Origin of the sequence: Methyloversatilis sp. RAC08, from assembly GCF_001713355.1 — a bacterium.
Taxonomy (GTDB): domain Bacteria; phylum Pseudomonadota; class Gammaproteobacteria; order Burkholderiales; family Rhodocyclaceae; genus Methyloversatilis.
Genome location: NZ_CP016448.1, coordinates 1,363,740 through 1,380,082, shown reverse-complemented (window position 1 = coordinate 1,380,082; position 16,343 = coordinate 1,363,740). Strand labels below are relative to the sequence as shown.

The window sequence follows — 16,343 nt, the reverse complement described above, 5'->3', positions numbered from 1 at the left end:
TCTATTGCACCAGAGGCGAGTCGGCGCGATCCAGGTCGATGCCTTCGATCACCGCCGCGCCGGCCAGCAGGCTCAGATACTGGCGCAAGGCCGTGACGAAGCTCTGCTGGCGCAGCGTGCCTGCCACCGCACCGCGTACCGACTCGTAGCTTTGAGCGATGCCCGGATCGCGTTCCAGCACCTCGACCACATGCAGGCCGAAGCGGCTATGCACCAGACGGGGCAGCACGCCGACCTCGACATGACCGAACACCTCGCGTGCGAACTCGGGCGCGCAGTCGTCGGCGGTGAGCCAGTCGAGTTCGCCGCCGCGCGCGCCGCTCGGGCAATTCGAAAACTGCTCGGCGGCGTGTGCGAACGTGTCCTGCTCCGAGCCGTCATGGCAGCGTACATCGAGCAGCACGCCTTCCGCCCGCTTGCGCAGTGCCACCACGTCGACGCCTTCGGTGACCGCAAACAGGATGTGCCGCACGCGCACCTTTTCACCGGTGCGGTAGCTCGCTTCATGAGCCGCGTAATGCCTGCGGCAGGCATCTTCGGACGGCTCGGGTACCTGAACAGATCGTTCGACCAGTGCATCGATCGCCGACGCGGCCGACTCGCTGATCACGCCATCCGGCGTCGTCTTCTCTTCGGCCGCCAACAGGCCGGCGCTCTGCGCCGCCTGACGCAGCAGTTCGGTGTAGGCGCGCTGCTGCAGTGTCTCCGCGGTCAGCGCTTCGTCCTCGTTGCTGATCTGCACACCGTTGACGCGTGCCACGCGGGAAAGGGTTTCGATTGTCATGGCTATCTCCTCAGACGCTGGCGTCGGGTTGACGCGGCTGGTTGTGGCCGGCCGGCAGATTGAGGCGGCGGGCACGTACCACCTGGTAGGGGCGGAAAGCGTAGAACACCGATGCGAAGCCGCTCCACACGTGCACCAGACGTGTGAAGGGGAAGATCAGGAAGATGCTCATGCCGAGGAACATGTGTGTCTTGAACACCCAGCCTGCTTCGGCCAGCAGTTCCGGCGCACCGGCGCGGAAGGTGACGATGCGCTGGGCCCATTCGGCCAGCTTCATCATCATGCTGCCGTCGAGGTGCTGCGCCGACATCGGGATCGTGGCGAGACCCAGCAGCAACTGCAGCCAAAGCAGCGCGGCGATCAGGATGTCGCTGGTTTTCGAGGTGGCGCGGATGCGCGGCTCGGTCAGGCGGCGATGCAGCAGCAGCGTGAGCCCGACGAATGCAATCAGCCCTGCAATGCCGCCCGAAACCATCGCCACGACCTGCTTGGCACCGGCGCCGATGAAGTGCTCATAGACGAAGTGCGGCGTAAGCATGCCGAAGAAGTGGCCGAAGAACAGGAACAGCACGCCGATGTGGAACAGGTTGCTGCCGAGCCGCAACTGTCCGCGGCGCAGCAGCTGCGACGAATCGCTCTTCCAGGTGTACTGGTCGCGGTCGAAGCGCAGCAAGCTGCCGATGAAGAACACGGCGAGGCAGATGTACGGGTAGTAACCGAACAGCAGGGTGTCGAGCCAGGGGGTCATGGTTGTACTCCTTCGGTGGCGGAGGACTTGCGAACGATGTGGATGGGGTGTGGCGTGCCGGGCTTGGCCTGACCGTTCGATGAGCAGCCGTCGAAGGCCAGCGGTTCGGCCCAGCTTTCGTCGATCGGCTCATCGGGTGCGATGGTGACCGCCTGAGCTTTCTCTCCGGCCATTTCTATCAGGGCGCCGAGCACGCTGGCGTAGGGACTTTCACGCTGCAGCAGTGCCGAAAAGATGACGTTCAGGATGTGCGCCATCTCGGCTAGCAGTGCGCAGGCTTCCTTCGGCGGCTGGGTGGAAGCGAACTCCAGTACCGCCGGCAGATAGTCGGGCAGCTCGTCCGGACCGAGATAGAGTCCCGCTTTCTCGTAGGTCTGCGCCAGATCGATCATGGCTGGTCCGCGATCACGCGAATCGCCATGAACATGCTCGAACAGGTGCAGCGAGGTGCGCCGGCCGCGGTCGAACAGTTCGACGTAGTCCGCTTCGGTCTCGAGGGCGTCACCCCGTTCGAGCGAACCGATCAGCGCGTCGAGTTCGGCCAGTCGGGACGAAGACAGCGCCCGTTCGCTGCGCAGCGCGTCGCGCAGTTCCGGCAGATGCTCGCGCAGTGTGGCATCCGGGTAGGACAGCAGGTGCGCCATCACGCGCAGCGTGAGCGTCATGCGCTCGGGGGCGGGTGCATTGAACAGTCCCATGATCACACCACCGCCTTGATCGGAATCGTGCGCCGTTTCGAACCCCCGAACAGGCTGGTGTCGGAACTGCCTTCCGAGCAGCCGTTGCCGAACGTGAAGCCGCAGCCACCGCGCACATCGAAGGCGTCCTCGGCGTATTCGCGGTGCGCCGTCGGAATGACGAAGCGGTCCTCGTAATTGGCGATGGCCATCACGTGGTACATGTCTTCGACCTCGGCCTGCGTGAGGCCGACCTGATTCAGCGCCGCCATGTTGGTTTCGCCATCGACGTGCTTGGCGCGCTGGTAGGCACGCATCGCCAGCATGCGTTCGAGTGCGCGCACCACCGGCTGCGTGTCGCCGGCGGTCAGCAGGTTGGCCAGATACTTGACCGGGATGCGCAGCTGATTCACGTCCGGGATTTCGCCATTCACTCCGACCTGGCCGGCGTTTGCAGCGGCGGTGATCGGCGACAGCGGCGGCACGTACCAGACCATCGGCAGCGTGCGGTATTCCGGGTGCAGCGGCAGCGCCACCTTCCACTCGACAGCCATCTTGTACACCGGGCTGCGACGCGCCGATTCCATCCACGAATCGGGTATGCCGTCGGCACGTGCCTGCTCGATCACCTTCGGATCGTTCGGGTCGAGGAAGATGTCGAGCTGTGCCTGATACAGATCGCGATCGTGTTCGACCGATGCCGCTTCCTGAATGCAGTCTGCGTCATACAGCAGTACGCCGAGATAGCGGATGCGCCCGACACAGGTTTCCGAACACACCGTGGGCTGGCCCGCTTCGATGCGCGGGTAGCAGAAGATGCACTTTTCCGCCTTGCCCGACTGCCAGTTGTAATAGATCTTCTTGTACGGGCAGCCGCTGACGCACATGCGCCAGCCGCGGCACTTGTCCTGGTCGATCAGCACGATGCCGTCCTCCTCGCGCTTGTAGATCGAACCCGACGGGCAGGAGGCGACGCATGCCGGATTCAGGCAGTGCTCGCACAGCCGCGGCAGATACATCATGAAGGTGTTCTCGAACTCGCCGTAGATCTCCTTCTGCACCTCGTCGAAGTTCTTGTCCTTCGAGCGTTTGCTGAATTCGCCGCCGAGAATTTCCTCCCAGTTCGGGCCCCACTCGATCTTTTCCATGCGCTTGCCGGTGATAAGGCTGCGCGGGCGTGCGGTCGGCGTGGCCTTCGACTCGGGTGCCGACTGCAGGTGGTCGTAGTCGAAGGTGAAGGGCTCGTAGTAGTCATCGATTTCCGGCAGGTGCGGATTGGCGAAGATCTTCATCAGCAGCTGCCACTTGCCACCCTGGCGCGGCACGATCGAGCCGTCGGCCCGGCGGACCCAGCCGCCCTGCCACTTGTCCTGGTTTTCCCATTCCTTCGGGTAGCCGATGCCGGGCTTGGTTTCCACGTTGTTGAACCACGCGTATTCCATGCCGGGGCGGCTGGTCCACACGTTCTTGCAGGTAACCGAGCAGGTGTGGCAACCGATGCACTTGTCGAGGTTGAGCACCATGCCGATCTGAGCGCGTATTTTCATGGTCAGTATCCTTAGGCGTGTGACGTGTCGGCGGCCGACTTTTCGTTGTCGAGCCAGTCGATGCGCTTCATCTTGCGTACCACCACGAACTCGTCGCGGTTGGTGCCGATCGTGCCGTAGTAGTTGAAGCCGTAGCTGAACTGCGCATAGCCACCGATCATGTGCGTCGGCTTGAGCACGATGCGCGTCACCGAGTTGTGGATGCCGCCGCGTGCGCCGGTGATTTCCGACCCCGGCGTGTTCACGATCTTTTCCTGCGCGTGATACATCATCACCATGCCCGGCTTGACCCGCTGGCTGACCACGGCCCGTGCGGCGATGGCGCCGTTGATGTTGAACAGCTCAATCCAGTCGTTGTCGATGATGTCGGCGCGCTTCGCGTCGTCCTCGCTCATCCACACGCAGGGGCCGCCACGGCTCAGCGTGAGCATCAGCAGGTTGTCCGTGTAGGTCGAGTGGATGCCCCACTTCTGGTGCGGCGTGATGAAGTTGAGCGCGATCTCCGGATTGCCATTCGGCTTGATGTTATGGATGCCGGCGGTGGTCTTCAGATCGACCGGCGGACGGTAGCTGGTGAAACCTTCTCCGAAGGCGATCATCCAGGGGTGGTCCATGTAGAACTGCTGACGGCCGGTCAGGGTGCGCCATGGGATCAGTTCATGCACATTGGTGTAGCCGGCGTTGTACGACACGGTTTCCGACTCGATGCCGCTCCAGGTCGGGCTCGAAATGATCTTGCGCGGCTGCGCCTGGATGTCGCGGAAGCGGATCTTTTCGTCTTCGCGGTACAGCGCGAGATGTTCGTGCTTCAGGCCAGTCTGCTTGCCCAGTGCCTGCCACGCCTTCACCGCAACGTGACCGTTGGTTTCAGGCGCCAGCTGCAGCACCACTTCGCAGGCGTCGATGTCGGTATCGATCTTCGGCATGCCGCAGGTGACGCCTTCCGCCGTGACCAGGCCATTCAGCTCGCCCAGCTGCTTCACTTCCGTCTGCGTGTTCCAGCTGATGCCCTTGCCACCGTTGCCGACCTTGTTCATCAGCGGGCCGAGTGCGGTGAAGCGCTTGTACACGTTCGGATAATCGCGTTCCACCACCACCAGATTCGGTGCCGTCTTGCCGGGAATCAGTTCGCATTCGCCGCGCTTCCAGTCCTTTACGTCGAAGGGCTGTGCCAGTTCGGACGGGCTGTCGTGCATCAGTGGTGACAGCACCAGCTCGCGTTCGACGCCGAGATGGCCGACGCAGACTTCGCTGAATTTCCGCGCGAAGCCCTTGTAGATATCCCAGTCGCTGCGTGACTGCCAGGCCGGGTCCACCGCGGTCGACAGCGGGTGGATGAAGGGGTGCATGTCGCTGGTGTTGAGGTCGTTCTTCTCGTACCAGGTGGCGGTCGGCAGCACGATGTCGGAGTACAGGCAGGTCGTGCTCATGCGGAAGTCGAGGGTCACCAGCAGATCGAGCTTGCCCTCGGGCGCCGTGTCGTGCCAGACGACTTCAGTCGGCTTCGCTTCTTCCTTTCCGAGATCCTTGCCCTGCACGCCATTGCTGGTGCCCAGCAGGTGCTTGAGGAAGTACTCGTGACCCTTGCCCGACGAACCGAGAATGTTGGAACGCCATACGAACATGTTGCGCGGCCAGTTGTCCGGATGATCAGGGTCGGTACAGCTCATCTTCAGCGAGCCGTCCTTGAGCCCGCGTACGGCATAGTCCTTCGGATCCATGCCCGCGCTGGCGGCGTCACGCACCACCTGCAGCGGGTTGGTCTGCAGCTGCGGAGCCGACGGCAGCCAGCCCATGCGTTCGGCGCGCACGTTGTAATCGATCATGCTTCCGCCATACATCTTCTTGTCGGCCAGCGGTGAAATCACTTCTTCCATGCCCAGCTTTTCATAGCGCCACTGGTCGGTGTGCGCATAGAAGAAACTGGTGCTGTTCATCTGCCGCGGTGGGCGGATCCAGTCGAGCGCGAAGGCAAGTGCCGTCCAGCCGGTCTGCGGACGCAGCTTTTCCTGACCGACATAGTGCGCCCAGCCACCGCCGCTCTGGCCGATGCAGCCGCACATCATCAGCATGTTGATGACGCCGCGGTAGTTCATGTCGCTGTGATACCAGTGGTTCATCGCGGCGCCGATGATCACCATCGACTTGCCCTTGGTCTTGTGCGCGTTTTCGGCGAACTGGCGGGCGACCGTGATCAGCTGTTCGCGCGGCGTGCCGGTGATGCACTCCTGCCAGGCCGGCGTGTAGGGCGTGTCGTCGTTGAAGTCCTTTGCCGCGAGTTCGCCCGGCAGACCGCGTGCGATCCCGTAGTTCGCCACCTGCAGGTCGAACACAGTGGCCACCAGTGCGTCGCGCTTCTCGCCGGCCTTGCCCAGTGCAATGCGCTGAACCGGCACGGTACGCACCAGTACATCGGTCTGCGCGTTGTTCGGGAAGTGTTCGCTGACAATGCCGCCGAAGTAGGGGAAGCCGACGCGCGCCGTTTCGCTGCTCGGGGCTTCGCCCTCAAGCAGGGACAGCTTGAGTTTCACGTTCGCGCCGTGGCGCGCTTCCTTGGCCTCGAGATTCCACTGGCCTTCGTCGGCACGGCCGTCGGCACCCCAGCGGAAGCCGATGGCGCCGTTCGGGAGCACGACCTTTCCGCTGTCGTCGAAGGCGACGGTCTTCCATTCCGGATTGTTGGCCTGGCCGAGCTTGCCGTTGAAGTCGGATGCGCGCACATAACGGTCCGGCACGAGGATCATGTCGCCATTGGGCAGCTTGTGCTCCTTGAGCATCACCAGCATGGGCATGTCGGTGTAGCGGCGCACGTAGTCGTCGAAGTAGGCGCTGCGTTCGCCGCTGTCCGGGAAGTAGAACTCCTTCAGGATGACGTGGCCCATGGCCATGGCGACGGCAGCGTCGGTGCCCTGCTTGGGTTTCATCCAGATATCGGAGAGCTTGGCGACTTCGGAGTAGTCGGGTGTGACCGCCACCGTCTTCGCGCCCTTGTAGCGCACCTCGGTGAAGAAGTGCGCGTCCGGCGTGCGCGTCTGCGGCACATTGCTGCCCCAGGCGATGATGTAGGTCGAGTTGTACCAGTCGGCCGACTCCGGCACGTCGGTCTGTTCGCCCCAGATCTGCGGGCTGGACGGCGGCAGGTCGCAGTACCAGTCGTAGAAGCTCATGCAGACGCCGCCGATCAGGCTCAGGTAGCGGCTGCCCGCGGCATAGCTGATCATCGACATCGCCGGGATGGGCGAAAAGCCGATGACGCGGTCCGGGCCGTGCTTCTTGATGGTGTAGACGTTGGCAGCGGCGACGATTTCATTCACTTCGTCCCAGCTCGAGCGGACGAAGCCGCCGAGACCGCGCACCTGCTGGTAGTCGCGACGTTTCGCGTCGTTCTCGACGATCGAGGCCCAGGCTTCGACCGGACCGTGCGCGAGGCGCGCTTCGCGCCAGCTCTTCAGCAGGCGGCCGCGCACCATCGGGTATTTCACGCGGTTGGCGCTGTACAGGTACCAGCTGTAGCTGGCACCGCGCGCACAGCCGCGCGGCTCGTGGTTGGGCATGTCCCAGCGCGTGCGCGGGTAATCCGTCTGCTGGGTTTCCCAGGTGACAATGCCGCCCTTTACGTAGATCTTCCACGAGCAGGAACCCGTGCAATTGACGCCGTGCGTGGAGCGCACGATCTTGTCGTGTGCCCAGCGGTTGCGGTAGGCGTCTTCCCAGCTGCGGTCCTCGCCGGTGGTGATGCCGTGGTCGCCCGAAAAGGCTTCCTTCGGGTTCGAGAAGTGACTCAGGCGGTCTAGAAAGTGGCTCATGTGTAGTCTCCGTGATGCTTCGGAATGGGCGCTGTGCGGGCGTTGTTTCGGTGGTCAGGGGTTCTTCACGTACGCGTTGCCGCGCAGGTAGAACCACCAGTTGAGGACAATGCATATCGCATAGAAGATGGCGAAGCCATACATCGCGAGTTCAGGTGTTCCGGCCTTGATCTGCTCGCCGATGACCACCGGTGCGATGAAGGCACCGTAGGCGGCGACGGCCGAAGTCCAGCCCAGCACGGGACCGGCCTGCGTGCGGTCGAAGATGACGCCGATGGTGCGGAAGGTCGAGCCGTTGCCGATGCCGCTGGCGAAGAACAGCACCATGAAGAGACCGAGGAACATCGGGAAGTACTCTTCCGGCGTGGCCGAGCCGTAGGCCTGCATCATCACGTAGCCCACGGCCACCGAAGCGATGGCCATCACGATCGAAATCACCTGGGTGACGATGGAGCCGCCGAGCTTGTCGGAAATCCAGCCACCCAGTGGCCGCACGGCGGCGCCGACGAAGGGGCCGATCCAGGCGTAGGTCAGAGCCGACGGCGCGTTCGGATTCTTCAGCGTGTGCTGCATGACGCCGGTCGCATCGGGTACGTGACTGGTGCCGAAGATGACGGTGATGGCCAGCGGCAGCGCCATCGAAAAGCCGATGAAGGAGCCGAAGGTGACGATGTAGAGCGCCGTCATCGACCAGGTGTGCTTGTTCTTGAAGATCGCGAACTGCTTCGTCACGCCTTCCTTCATTTCGCCGAAGGCAGCGACCTTCATGACCAGCAGGGCTAGGATGATGTCGAGCGGAATCGCGACCCACATGCTCAGCACGCCAAGGCCGGTCGGTGCGGGCAGATACAGCCACAGCATGAAGATGGCGGGCACGAAGGCCAGCGTGTACAGATAGGTGATCTTGGAGAACGCAACCATCGGGTTGCCGGTGTTCGGCGACACCGTCTTCAGGTTGTTCATGCCGAACCAGCAGAGGATGGACAGCGGAACCAGCGACAGCACCCAGGCGAAGCCGGCGTTCTGTATCCAAGTGGGCGTGCCGGCAAGTATCTTGCCGCCGATCCAGCCGCTGTCCTTGACCAGCACCATCGATTCGCCGCCGAAGGCACCGAACAGCCCGACCGTCATGACCAGCGGGATGACGATCTGCATCGTCGTCACGCCGAAGTTGCCCAGTCCCGCGTTCAGCCCGAGCGCAGTGCCCTGAAGTTTCTTCGGGAAGAAGGTGCTGATGTTCGACATCGAACTGGCGAAGTTGCCGCCGCCCACGCCCGACCACAGCGCCATCAACTGGAACACCCAGAGCGGCCACTCGGGATGCTGCAGCGCGATGCCGGTGCCGATGGCAGGTGCCAGCAGCATGGCGGTGGTCAGGAAGATGGTGTTGCGGCCGCCGGCCAGACGGATCAGGAATGAAGCCGGAATGCGCATCGTGGCGCCGGCGATGCCGGCGATGGCGGTCAGCGTGAACAACTCTTCCTTGGCGAACGGGAAGCCCAGGTTCAGCATCTGCACGGTGATGATGCCCCACATGCCCCACACGGCGAATCCGCACAGCAAGGCAGGCACCGATATCCAGAGATTACGGTAGGCGATTTTCTTGCCGGTGGATTCCCAGATCTGCTCGTCCTCCGGACGCCAGTCGGCGATATCGGAGCCGGCTGCGGGAGTGGCCGGTGGTGTCCCGGCGCGGCTGTTGGTGGTCACGTTTGTCCTCTCGTCGGAAGTGAGATGCCAGCCCTGCACAAGGGCTGTTTCCCGTAGGTTTGGGTGAGCGCAGCGATGCCCAACGCATCAGCCCTGTGCATGGGTCGGTTCATCGTGGGTTGGGGTGAGCGCAGCGATGCCCGACAGATCAGCCCTGCACACCGGACGGTTCCCCCATGAGTCGCGTGCGACGGACTTCGGTGAAGTACATCCAGATGAGGGACACCCACACCACGGCGTACATCAGCATGAAGGCGCTGGAACGGATGCCGGTCAGATCGACCAGGGCGCCGAACATGATGGGCAGCACGAAGCCGCCGAGACCGCCGGCCAGGCCGACGATGCCGCTGATGGTGCCGATGTTGGCCGGGTAGTCGTCGCTGATGTACTTGAACACGCTGGCCTTGCCGAAGGCCCAGGCGATGCCGAGGATGAACATCAGCGCGGTGAAGGCATACACGTTCAGGCCGATGTCGAAGGTCTTCGGGCCGTCGACCGTGACGATGGTGAAGTGCGTCTGCGGATAGCTCAGCAGGAACAGGCAGATCCAGCTCACCCACAGCACCCACCAGGTGACGCTGTGTGCGCCGTACTTGTCGCTGAGCCAGCCACCAGCCGCGCGCAGCACACCGCCGGGCAGCGAGAAACAGGCGGCGAGCAGCGCCGCGGACCGGATTTCCATGCCGTACTCGCCGACGTAGTACTGCACCATCCACAGGCTCAATGCGACATAACCGCCGAACACGATGCTGTAGTACTGGCAGTACTTCATCACGCGCGGATCCTTGAGCGCCTTGAGCTGATCCATGAAGCGCACGTTGCTCGGCACCAGATGTGCCGGATCGCTGTGGCTGAACAGCCAGAAGATGACGACCGTGCCGAGCATGATGGCTGCGTAGGCCTGGGGCACCATGGTCCAGCCGAAGGCGACCAGCAGGGCCGGAGCGACGAACTTGTTGACTGCGGCGCCCGAGTTGCCGGCACCGTAGATGCCCATGGCAAAACCCTGCTGACCCTTGGGAAACCAGCGTGCGACATAGGGTGTGCCGACCGAAAAGGAGCCGCCGGCCAGGCCCACGAACAGGCCGATGACGAGGAAGTGCCAGTATTCGGTGGCATAGCTCATCATCCAGATGGCCGGCACGGTGGCCGCCATCAGCAGGGTCATGACGATGCGGCCGCCGTACTTGTCGGTCCAGATTCCCAGCGGCACCCGCACCAGCGAGCCGGTCAGTACCGGTGTCGCGGTCAGCAGACCGAACTGCGTGGCATTCAGATCGAGCGCCTTCTTGATCGGGATGCCGATCACGCCGAACATCATCCACACCATGAAACACACGGTGAACGCCAGGGTGCTGACGATCAGCACCGATAGCGCCTGCCCTTTCCTGGTCATGACTGAACCCTCCCTTGTCGTTGCGACGATGGTAGGCAGCCGACCCGGATGACAACATCCTTCCGTCGGGTATGAATCAGGCGGCAGAAGAACGATGGCGTGAGCGCGCGTCATCGTTCGAAAGAACTATCGGGCGAAAAACTCGCAGGATGTTGCGCAGGGTCAACCCGGTGGAGCCGGCGGGTGGGCCGGATCGACCGGCACAGGCGTCAGGCGACGCCCACCGCAGCAGCCCGGCTCAGGTCAGGCCGCGTTCGACCGCGATGACGGCGACCTGTACCCGAGAGGAAACGCCCAGTTTGCGCAGGATGTGCTGTACGTGAATCTTCACCGTGGTTTCGGCGATGCCCAGATCGCGGGCGATCTGCTTGTTGCTGTCGCCGCGGGCGATGCCACGCAGAATGTCGGTTTCGCGCGGCGACAATGCGCCATTGCCGGCGATGTCGGCGCCAGCTGGCGCGTCGCTGGCTGGCGTCGGCGCGGCAGCGGCCTGGCGATAGACCGCCACCAGCTTGCCGGTCATTTCGTTCGCGACGACGCTTTCCCCGCGCATCGCGCGGTGGATGGCGCTGGCCAGTGCTTCGCCTTCCATGGTTTTCAGCAGGTAGCCGCAGGCCCCCGCGCGAAGCGCGGCGGCCAGATCGTTTTCGTCCTCGCTGATGGTGAGCATCAGCACGCTCGCGTGCGGCGCGGCTTCGCGCAACGCCGGCAGTGCATCAATGCCGCTGACACCGGGCAGATGGTTGTCGAGCAGGATGATGTCCGGCTGCAGGCTTGCGGCACGCCGCTGTGCTTCGCCCGCATCGGCGGCATCGCCGACCACCTGCAGCCCGGGGTCGCGCGACAGCAGCGCCGTGAGGCCGCGCCGGAACAAGGTGTGGTCGTCTACCAGCAGGATGCGGATCGGCAAGTCTGCATCACGCGATGTGCGGTCATTCATGATTCAGAAGTTTCCGCGGCAGTTGCCCGCTCGAAGAGCTCGGTCGAGGGTGGCAGGGTGAGCACCACGGAGGTACCGCGTTGCGGCGTCGAAAATACCTCCACCCGAGCGCCGATGCGTTCGGCGCGCTCCGTCATGATGCGCAGCCCTACGTGTGTTTCATCTGCAGCGCCATGGCTGACGTCGAATCCACTGCCGTCATCGCGAACCTCGAAAACCCACAGCGGCTGCTGCTTCACGTCGAGCCAGACCTGGCTCGCGCGGGCATGCTTGCGCACGTTGGAAAGCGCTTCCTGCACGATGTGCAGCACCTGGATCTGGATGTCCGGTGGCAATGGTATGCCATGATCATGCATGTTGAGCGTTGCATGGACTCCGCTCTGATGTTCGAACTTGCGCAGCGTACCCAGCAGCGCGCCCTCGATGTCTTCGGCGTTGGTGCGGGTGCGGAAGTGCAGCAGCAGTTCGCGCACATCGCCTGTACTTTCGCGCAGCCCGGCGTCCAGCTCACCCAGTATGCGCTCCGTCTGCAGGGTATCCCTCTCGGCCAGTGCGCCACGCATCATTTCCAGTTGCATCTTCATGAAGGCCAGCGACTGGGCGATCGAGTCGTGCAGTTCGCTGGCCAGGAAGTTGCGCTCCTGCGATACCGCTGCTTCGTTACGCAGTGCGGTCAGGCGCAGGTTTTCCATGCCGCTCGCCAGATGGGTGGTCAGTGCCTCGAGCAGTGACCGCGCGGAGGGTGTCAGATCGATTTCGGCATGGAAGAACAGATCGATCTCACCCATCACCCGTTCCTTCAGACGCACCGGTACCGACACCAGTGTTTCAAAGCCGGCTTCGGCGCAGTACTGCAGGCCACCCTGGGTCATCGAACGGATCGGGATGATGCGCGCGTTTGGCGAAGCATCCGGCACACCGCAGTGGCATTCGTTTGCCTTCAGGCAGCGCTCGCCCTCGGTCATGTAGGCGGGCAGGCCCTGCGAGGCCAGCATCAGGTAACGCTGGTTCGATTCGTCGGACCAGCGCAGGCCCACACCATCCGCGTGGAGCGCCCGAGCGACATAGCCGACGAAGCCCTGCGCCAGTTCGTCCAGCGAGCGGGCGGTGGCGATCAGCGAGGTGACCTCGTAAAGCGCTTCGAGGCGCTCCTGCTTTTCCTGCAGTTCCGCGGTCTTGGCATTCACCTTGGCTTCGAGATTTCGATACATGGCCTGAATCTGGTCGGCCATGCCGTTGAAACCATCGGCCAGCGTACCGAATTCGTCATCCGTCGCACGCTCGACCCGGGCACCCAGATCGCCCGACTGGATGCGCTCGATGGCCTGCTTGAGGTGCCCGACGGGTTCCAGCACGAACAGGTAGCCAACGTACAGCAATACGCTGGAACCCAGTACTGCAATGGCAATAGTTGCAAGCTGCAACAGATGCAGCAGCGCTGTCCAGCGCGACATGTGCGCTTCGATGCCCGATACCAGGGCGTCGATGTCTGCACTGAAGGCCGCCGTGTCGGTGCCCAGTGCCTGCAGTCGTAACGGTGGCGCATCCAGCCAGGTTGTGCGGTACTGTTGCCAGCCGGACTCGACGCGCGCGAAGCGGAGCCGGACATCGTCGTCCCACGGCACGAAAAGCGGGCGTTCCGGATCACCGTTGCGCAGCAGTGCGAGACTGCGCTCGAATGTCTCGATGGCACCGGACAGCGCGTCCTGTTCGTGACGGCTGACCTGCAGTGACAGGCGGTAGGCCTGCATGCGCATGCGGCCCGCCTCGTTGACCGCGGCCGCTCCGCCGTCGAGTTGCCACGAGACCCACAAGGTCAGCGTGACCGACAGCAGTGCCAGCAGCGCGAACGGCGCAGCAGACAGGGCGAGTTTGGCGCCAAGGCCCCGAAGTTTGCGAACGTTCATTCGATACAGTGTAGTCAAGCGGGCGCGCAAAGGGGATTGTCGCAGCGCAAGCCTGCGGCGTGCAGTCATTCGGGCAATTGCGTACGCTTGCCTGCTCTGTTCCAGTCTTTCGGCATGGCGACAGTCGGTAGTCTTCAGGTTTGCCCGATGTCCCGGCCGCAATGGAGCGGATGCATTTGAAGGACAGCCCTCAATCAAGACTGCAGGCGGCGACCATGCTGCGCGGTCCGTCCGGCGCAGCGCTGGGGTGCGTGTGCGCGCTGTGGCTGCCGGCTGCGTGGTGGATCGGGCCCGATGCGCTGCTGCTTCAGGCTGCCTGGGCGATCTGGTGTGCGGCCTGCGCCGCGCTGCTGCTGCGGGTGCATCGCCGCACGCCCGTGGCGACGCAGGAAGAGGTGCCGGCGCCCGCCGGGGCCGATTCGGCCGACCACGACATCGTGCAGGCGATTCCGCTGTCGATCTGCGTCTGCGCGCTGCCGGGGGGCGAAATCCTGTTTGCCAACGATGCCATGGTTGATCTGGCGGGCGAACCGCGCGGCAGCCTGCTTGGCCGTGCGCTGGGCGAGTTCTGCGCCCAGACGCATGACCGGGAACGCCTCGGGCTTGCATTGGCGACCGGTCACGGCTTCGACGACGTCGAACTTCCGGTGCGCCGTGCCGACGGCAATGTACGCTGGCTGTCGGTATGCGGCCGCCCGGACGAATTCGCCGGCCGGGCCGCGCTGTTCGTCGTCTGCCACGACGTCACCGTACACAAGCAGGCGCAGCGCTCGCTGATCGCCAGCGAAGAGCGTTTCCGCGTGCTGCTCGGCGCGCTGTCCGAATCGGTGGTGCTGTACGACGCGCAGGCTAAGGTGCTGACCCGCAATCGTGCCGCCGAGGGCTGCACCTGGCTGGATGACGCGCACGCCGGTCTGCCCGGCGGGCATGACGAGGCGCGGTTGTTCGATGAACAGGGGCGGGCGTTGTCGAATGCCCGCCATCCGGTGATGCGTTCGCTGAGCGACGGCCAGCCGCTGCGCGAGGTGGTGATCGGTACCGGTCGTGCGGGCAGCCCGATGCGCTGGCTGTCGGTCACGACGCAGCCGCTGTTTCACGCCGGCGCCAGCCGGCCGTATGCCGTAGTGGCGTCCTATTCCGACCTGACGGCGCGCATCCGTGCAGAACGCGCGCTTCGGGCCAGCGAACAGCGCTACGCCCTGGCACTGCGCGGCATGAATGAAGGGCTGGCGGAATGGATCAACGGCAGCGAGGAGCTGTACGTATCGCCTCGCCTGTCTCACATCATGGGCTATGACGGCGGCGGTCGCCGCATGCCGGTGAAGGATTTCGTTGCGGGCATCCATCCGGCGGACAAGCCGGGCTGGGACGCGATGATGGATGACCTGCTGGGTGGCGGTCACGACGTGTTCCAGCTCGAACTGCGCATGCGCCATGCCGACAGCACCCACCACTGGTTCATGGTGCGCGGCGTTGCGCAGCGTGATGCGACAGGCCGCAGCACGCGGGTGGTCGGCACCATCGGCGACATTTCACTGCGCAAGCGCCTGGAGCAGGTCGATCTGGCAGAACGGGAACTGCTGGCGCGCATCGCTTCCGGTGTACCCCTGGCCGACGTGACCTCGCGGCTGGCCGTGCTGGTCGAAGGGCTTCTGAACGAAGATTCGCGGGTGGCTGTGCTCACCTGCGGTGCATCGGCGGCCGACAGCGTCGACGTGGTGGCGCCCGGTCTGTCCGCCGCCTTCCGGGCTGCGCTGACCCGGTTGCCGCTGCCATCCGGCGCCCTTTCCTCGCCGCTGGTGATCGCCGATCCGGACGGTGCGCCGGGGGCGGACGCGCATCGTTCCGCGCTGGCTGAAGAAGGCCTCCGTGCGCTGTGGGCTTTGCCGCTGGCCGGGCAGGGCGGCATCGCGTTGGGTGCGCTGGTGATCTGTCACCGCCGGCCCTGGCGACCGGGACGGTCGGACGAGAATCTGGTGCAGCGGCTGGTCGACATTGCGCAACTGGCGATCGAACGGGCGCGCGGCGAACGCCAGGTCAGGGAGCTGAACGAGTCGCTGGAACGGCGCGTCGCGGAACGCACGGCCTTGCTGGAACAGGCCAACAACGAACTGGAGGCCTTCTCGTATTCGGTGTCGCACGACCTGCGCAGCCCGCTGCGCGCCATCAATGGTTTCGCCCATCTGCTGACCGAGCACGCCGCCGCAACGCTCGATGACGAAGGCCGGGACATGCTGCAGCGCATCCAGCGCGGGTCGAACCGCATGGGCCAGCTGATCGACGACATCCTGCGTTTTTCACGCATGGCGCGCATCGACATGGCGCACGCTGAGGTCGGGCTGGACAAGCTGGCGCGTTCGGTCGCTGCAGAGCTGCGCGAACAGTATCCGGTCGCGCGCATCACCGTCGCGCCGCTGGGGCAGGTCAGCGGCGATCATGCGATGCTGCGGCAGGTGTTCGCGAACCTGATCGGCAACGCATTGAAATTCTCGGTGCATGCGGAACCGCCGCTCATCGAGCTGTTCGTGGCATTGCAGGACGGCGGGCCGGCGATCTGCGTGCGCGACAACGGGGTCGGTTTCGATCCGCTCTACGCCGACCGTCTGTTCGGGGTGTTTCAGCGCATGCATGGCGCCGAGGAATTTCCCGGCACCGGCGTGGGGCTGGCCATCGTCAAGCGCATTGTCGAGCGCCACGGTGGCCGCGTCAGCGTTCAGGCGGCGCCCGGCAAGGGCGCGACCTTCTGTTTCACCCTGCGGGGTTTCGTGCCGACCGAACCGCTGGGCGGCCCGGTCGGCGAGACGCGGACCGGGACCTGATGGAACCCG

The 16,343-nt window shown here is 64.1% G+C and carries 10 protein-coding genes; 1 reads left to right on the top strand and 9 read right to left on the bottom strand.

The features are described 5' to 3' along the window. Position 1: 1 nt before the first annotated feature. The 9 genes from BSY238_RS06295 to BSY238_RS06255 all read right to left on the bottom strand — a co-directional run bounded on the left by BSY238_RS06295 (position 2) and on the right by BSY238_RS06255 (position 13,515). Positions 2-784 (bottom strand): peptidylprolyl isomerase, encoded by a 783-nt coding sequence (locus BSY238_RS06295; RefSeq protein ID WP_069038385.1) that lies wholly within the window; start codon positions 782-784, stop codon positions 2-4. 10 nt (positions 785-794) lie between these two features. Further along, on the bottom strand, positions 795-1,532 hold the full coding sequence (gene narI / locus BSY238_RS06290) for a respiratory nitrate reductase subunit gamma (RefSeq protein ID WP_069038384.1): 738 nt from the start codon (positions 1,530-1,532) through the stop codon (positions 795-797). Beyond that, entirely contained in the window at positions 1,529-2,230 is a 702-nt protein-coding gene (gene narJ / locus BSY238_RS06285) for a nitrate reductase molybdenum cofactor assembly chaperone (protein WP_223300292.1), read from the bottom strand. Before narJ ends, narI begins: the two co-directional genes overlap by 4 nt. Positions 2,231-2,232: 2 nt before the next feature. Continuing rightward, positions 2,233-3,756, bottom strand: a complete 1,524-nt coding sequence (narH, locus tag BSY238_RS06280; protein ID WP_069038383.1) for a nitrate reductase subunit beta — start codon at positions 3,754-3,756, stop codon at positions 2,233-2,235. 11 nt (positions 3,757-3,767) lie between these two features. After that, positions 3,768-7,562, bottom strand: coding sequence for a nitrate reductase subunit alpha (locus BSY238_RS06275; RefSeq protein WP_069038382.1), 3,795 nt, complete (start codon positions 7,560-7,562; stop codon positions 3,768-3,770). 54 nt (positions 7,563-7,616) lie between these two features. After that, positions 7,617-9,272, bottom strand: a complete 1,656-nt coding sequence (locus BSY238_RS06270) for an MFS transporter (protein WP_069038381.1) — start codon at positions 9,270-9,272, stop codon at positions 7,617-7,619. A 148-nt stretch (positions 9,273-9,420) separates the two neighbouring features. Then, a complete protein-coding gene (locus BSY238_RS06265; protein ID WP_069038380.1) occupies positions 9,421-10,668 on the bottom strand; it encodes an MFS transporter in 1,248 nt (415 codons plus the stop codon). A gap of 238 nt (positions 10,669-10,906) precedes the next feature. Next, complete coding sequence (locus BSY238_RS06260; protein ID WP_069038379.1) at positions 10,907-11,608, bottom strand: response regulator; 702 nt, start codon at positions 11,606-11,608, stop codon at positions 10,907-10,909. Next, positions 11,605-13,515, bottom strand: coding sequence for a type IV pili methyl-accepting chemotaxis transducer N-terminal domain-containing protein (locus tag BSY238_RS06255; protein ID WP_069038378.1), 1,911 nt, complete (start codon positions 13,513-13,515; stop codon positions 11,605-11,607). The genes BSY238_RS06260 and BSY238_RS06255 overlap by 4 nt, the downstream gene beginning before the upstream one ends. A gap of 170 nt (positions 13,516-13,685) precedes the next feature. On the opposite strand from BSY238_RS06255, the gene BSY238_RS06250 reads away from it, so the two are divergent. Beyond that, a complete protein-coding gene (locus tag BSY238_RS06250; protein WP_083224130.1) occupies positions 13,686-16,334 on the top strand; it encodes an ATP-binding protein in 2,649 nt (882 codons plus the stop codon). Positions 16,335-16,343: the final 9 nt, after the last annotated feature.

Excerpts from the sequence above, each read along its gene's own strand:
- BSY238_RS06295 (WP_069038385.1), bottom strand. The coding sequence starts at position 784 with ATGACAATCGAAACCCTTTCCCGCGTGGCACGCGTCAACGGTGTGCAG.
- narI (WP_069038384.1), bottom strand. The coding sequence starts at position 1,532 with ATGACCCCCTGGCTCGACACCCTGCTGTTCGGTTACTACCCGTACATC.
- narJ (WP_223300292.1), bottom strand. The coding sequence starts at position 2,230 with ATGGGACTGTTCAATGCACCCGCCCCCGAGCGCATGACGCTCACGCTG.
- narH (WP_069038383.1), bottom strand. The coding sequence starts at position 3,756 with ATGAAAATACGCGCTCAGATCGGCATGGTGCTCAACCTCGACAAGTGC.
- BSY238_RS06275 (WP_069038382.1), bottom strand. The coding sequence starts at position 7,562 with ATGAGCCACTTTCTAGACCGCCTGAGTCACTTCTCGAACCCGAAGGAA.
- BSY238_RS06265 (WP_069038380.1), bottom strand. The coding sequence starts at position 10,668 with ATGACCAGGAAAGGGCAGGCGCTATCGGTGCTGATCGTCAGCACCCTG.
- BSY238_RS06260 (WP_069038379.1), bottom strand. The coding sequence starts at position 11,608 with ATGAATGACCGCACATCGCGTGATGCAGACTTGCCGATCCGCATCCTG.
- BSY238_RS06255 (WP_069038378.1), bottom strand. The coding sequence starts at position 13,515 with ATGAACGTTCGCAAACTTCGGGGCCTTGGCGCCAAACTCGCCCTGTCT.
- BSY238_RS06250 (WP_083224130.1), top strand. The coding sequence starts at position 13,686 with ATGCATTTGAAGGACAGCCCTCAATCAAGACTGCAGGCGGCGACCATG.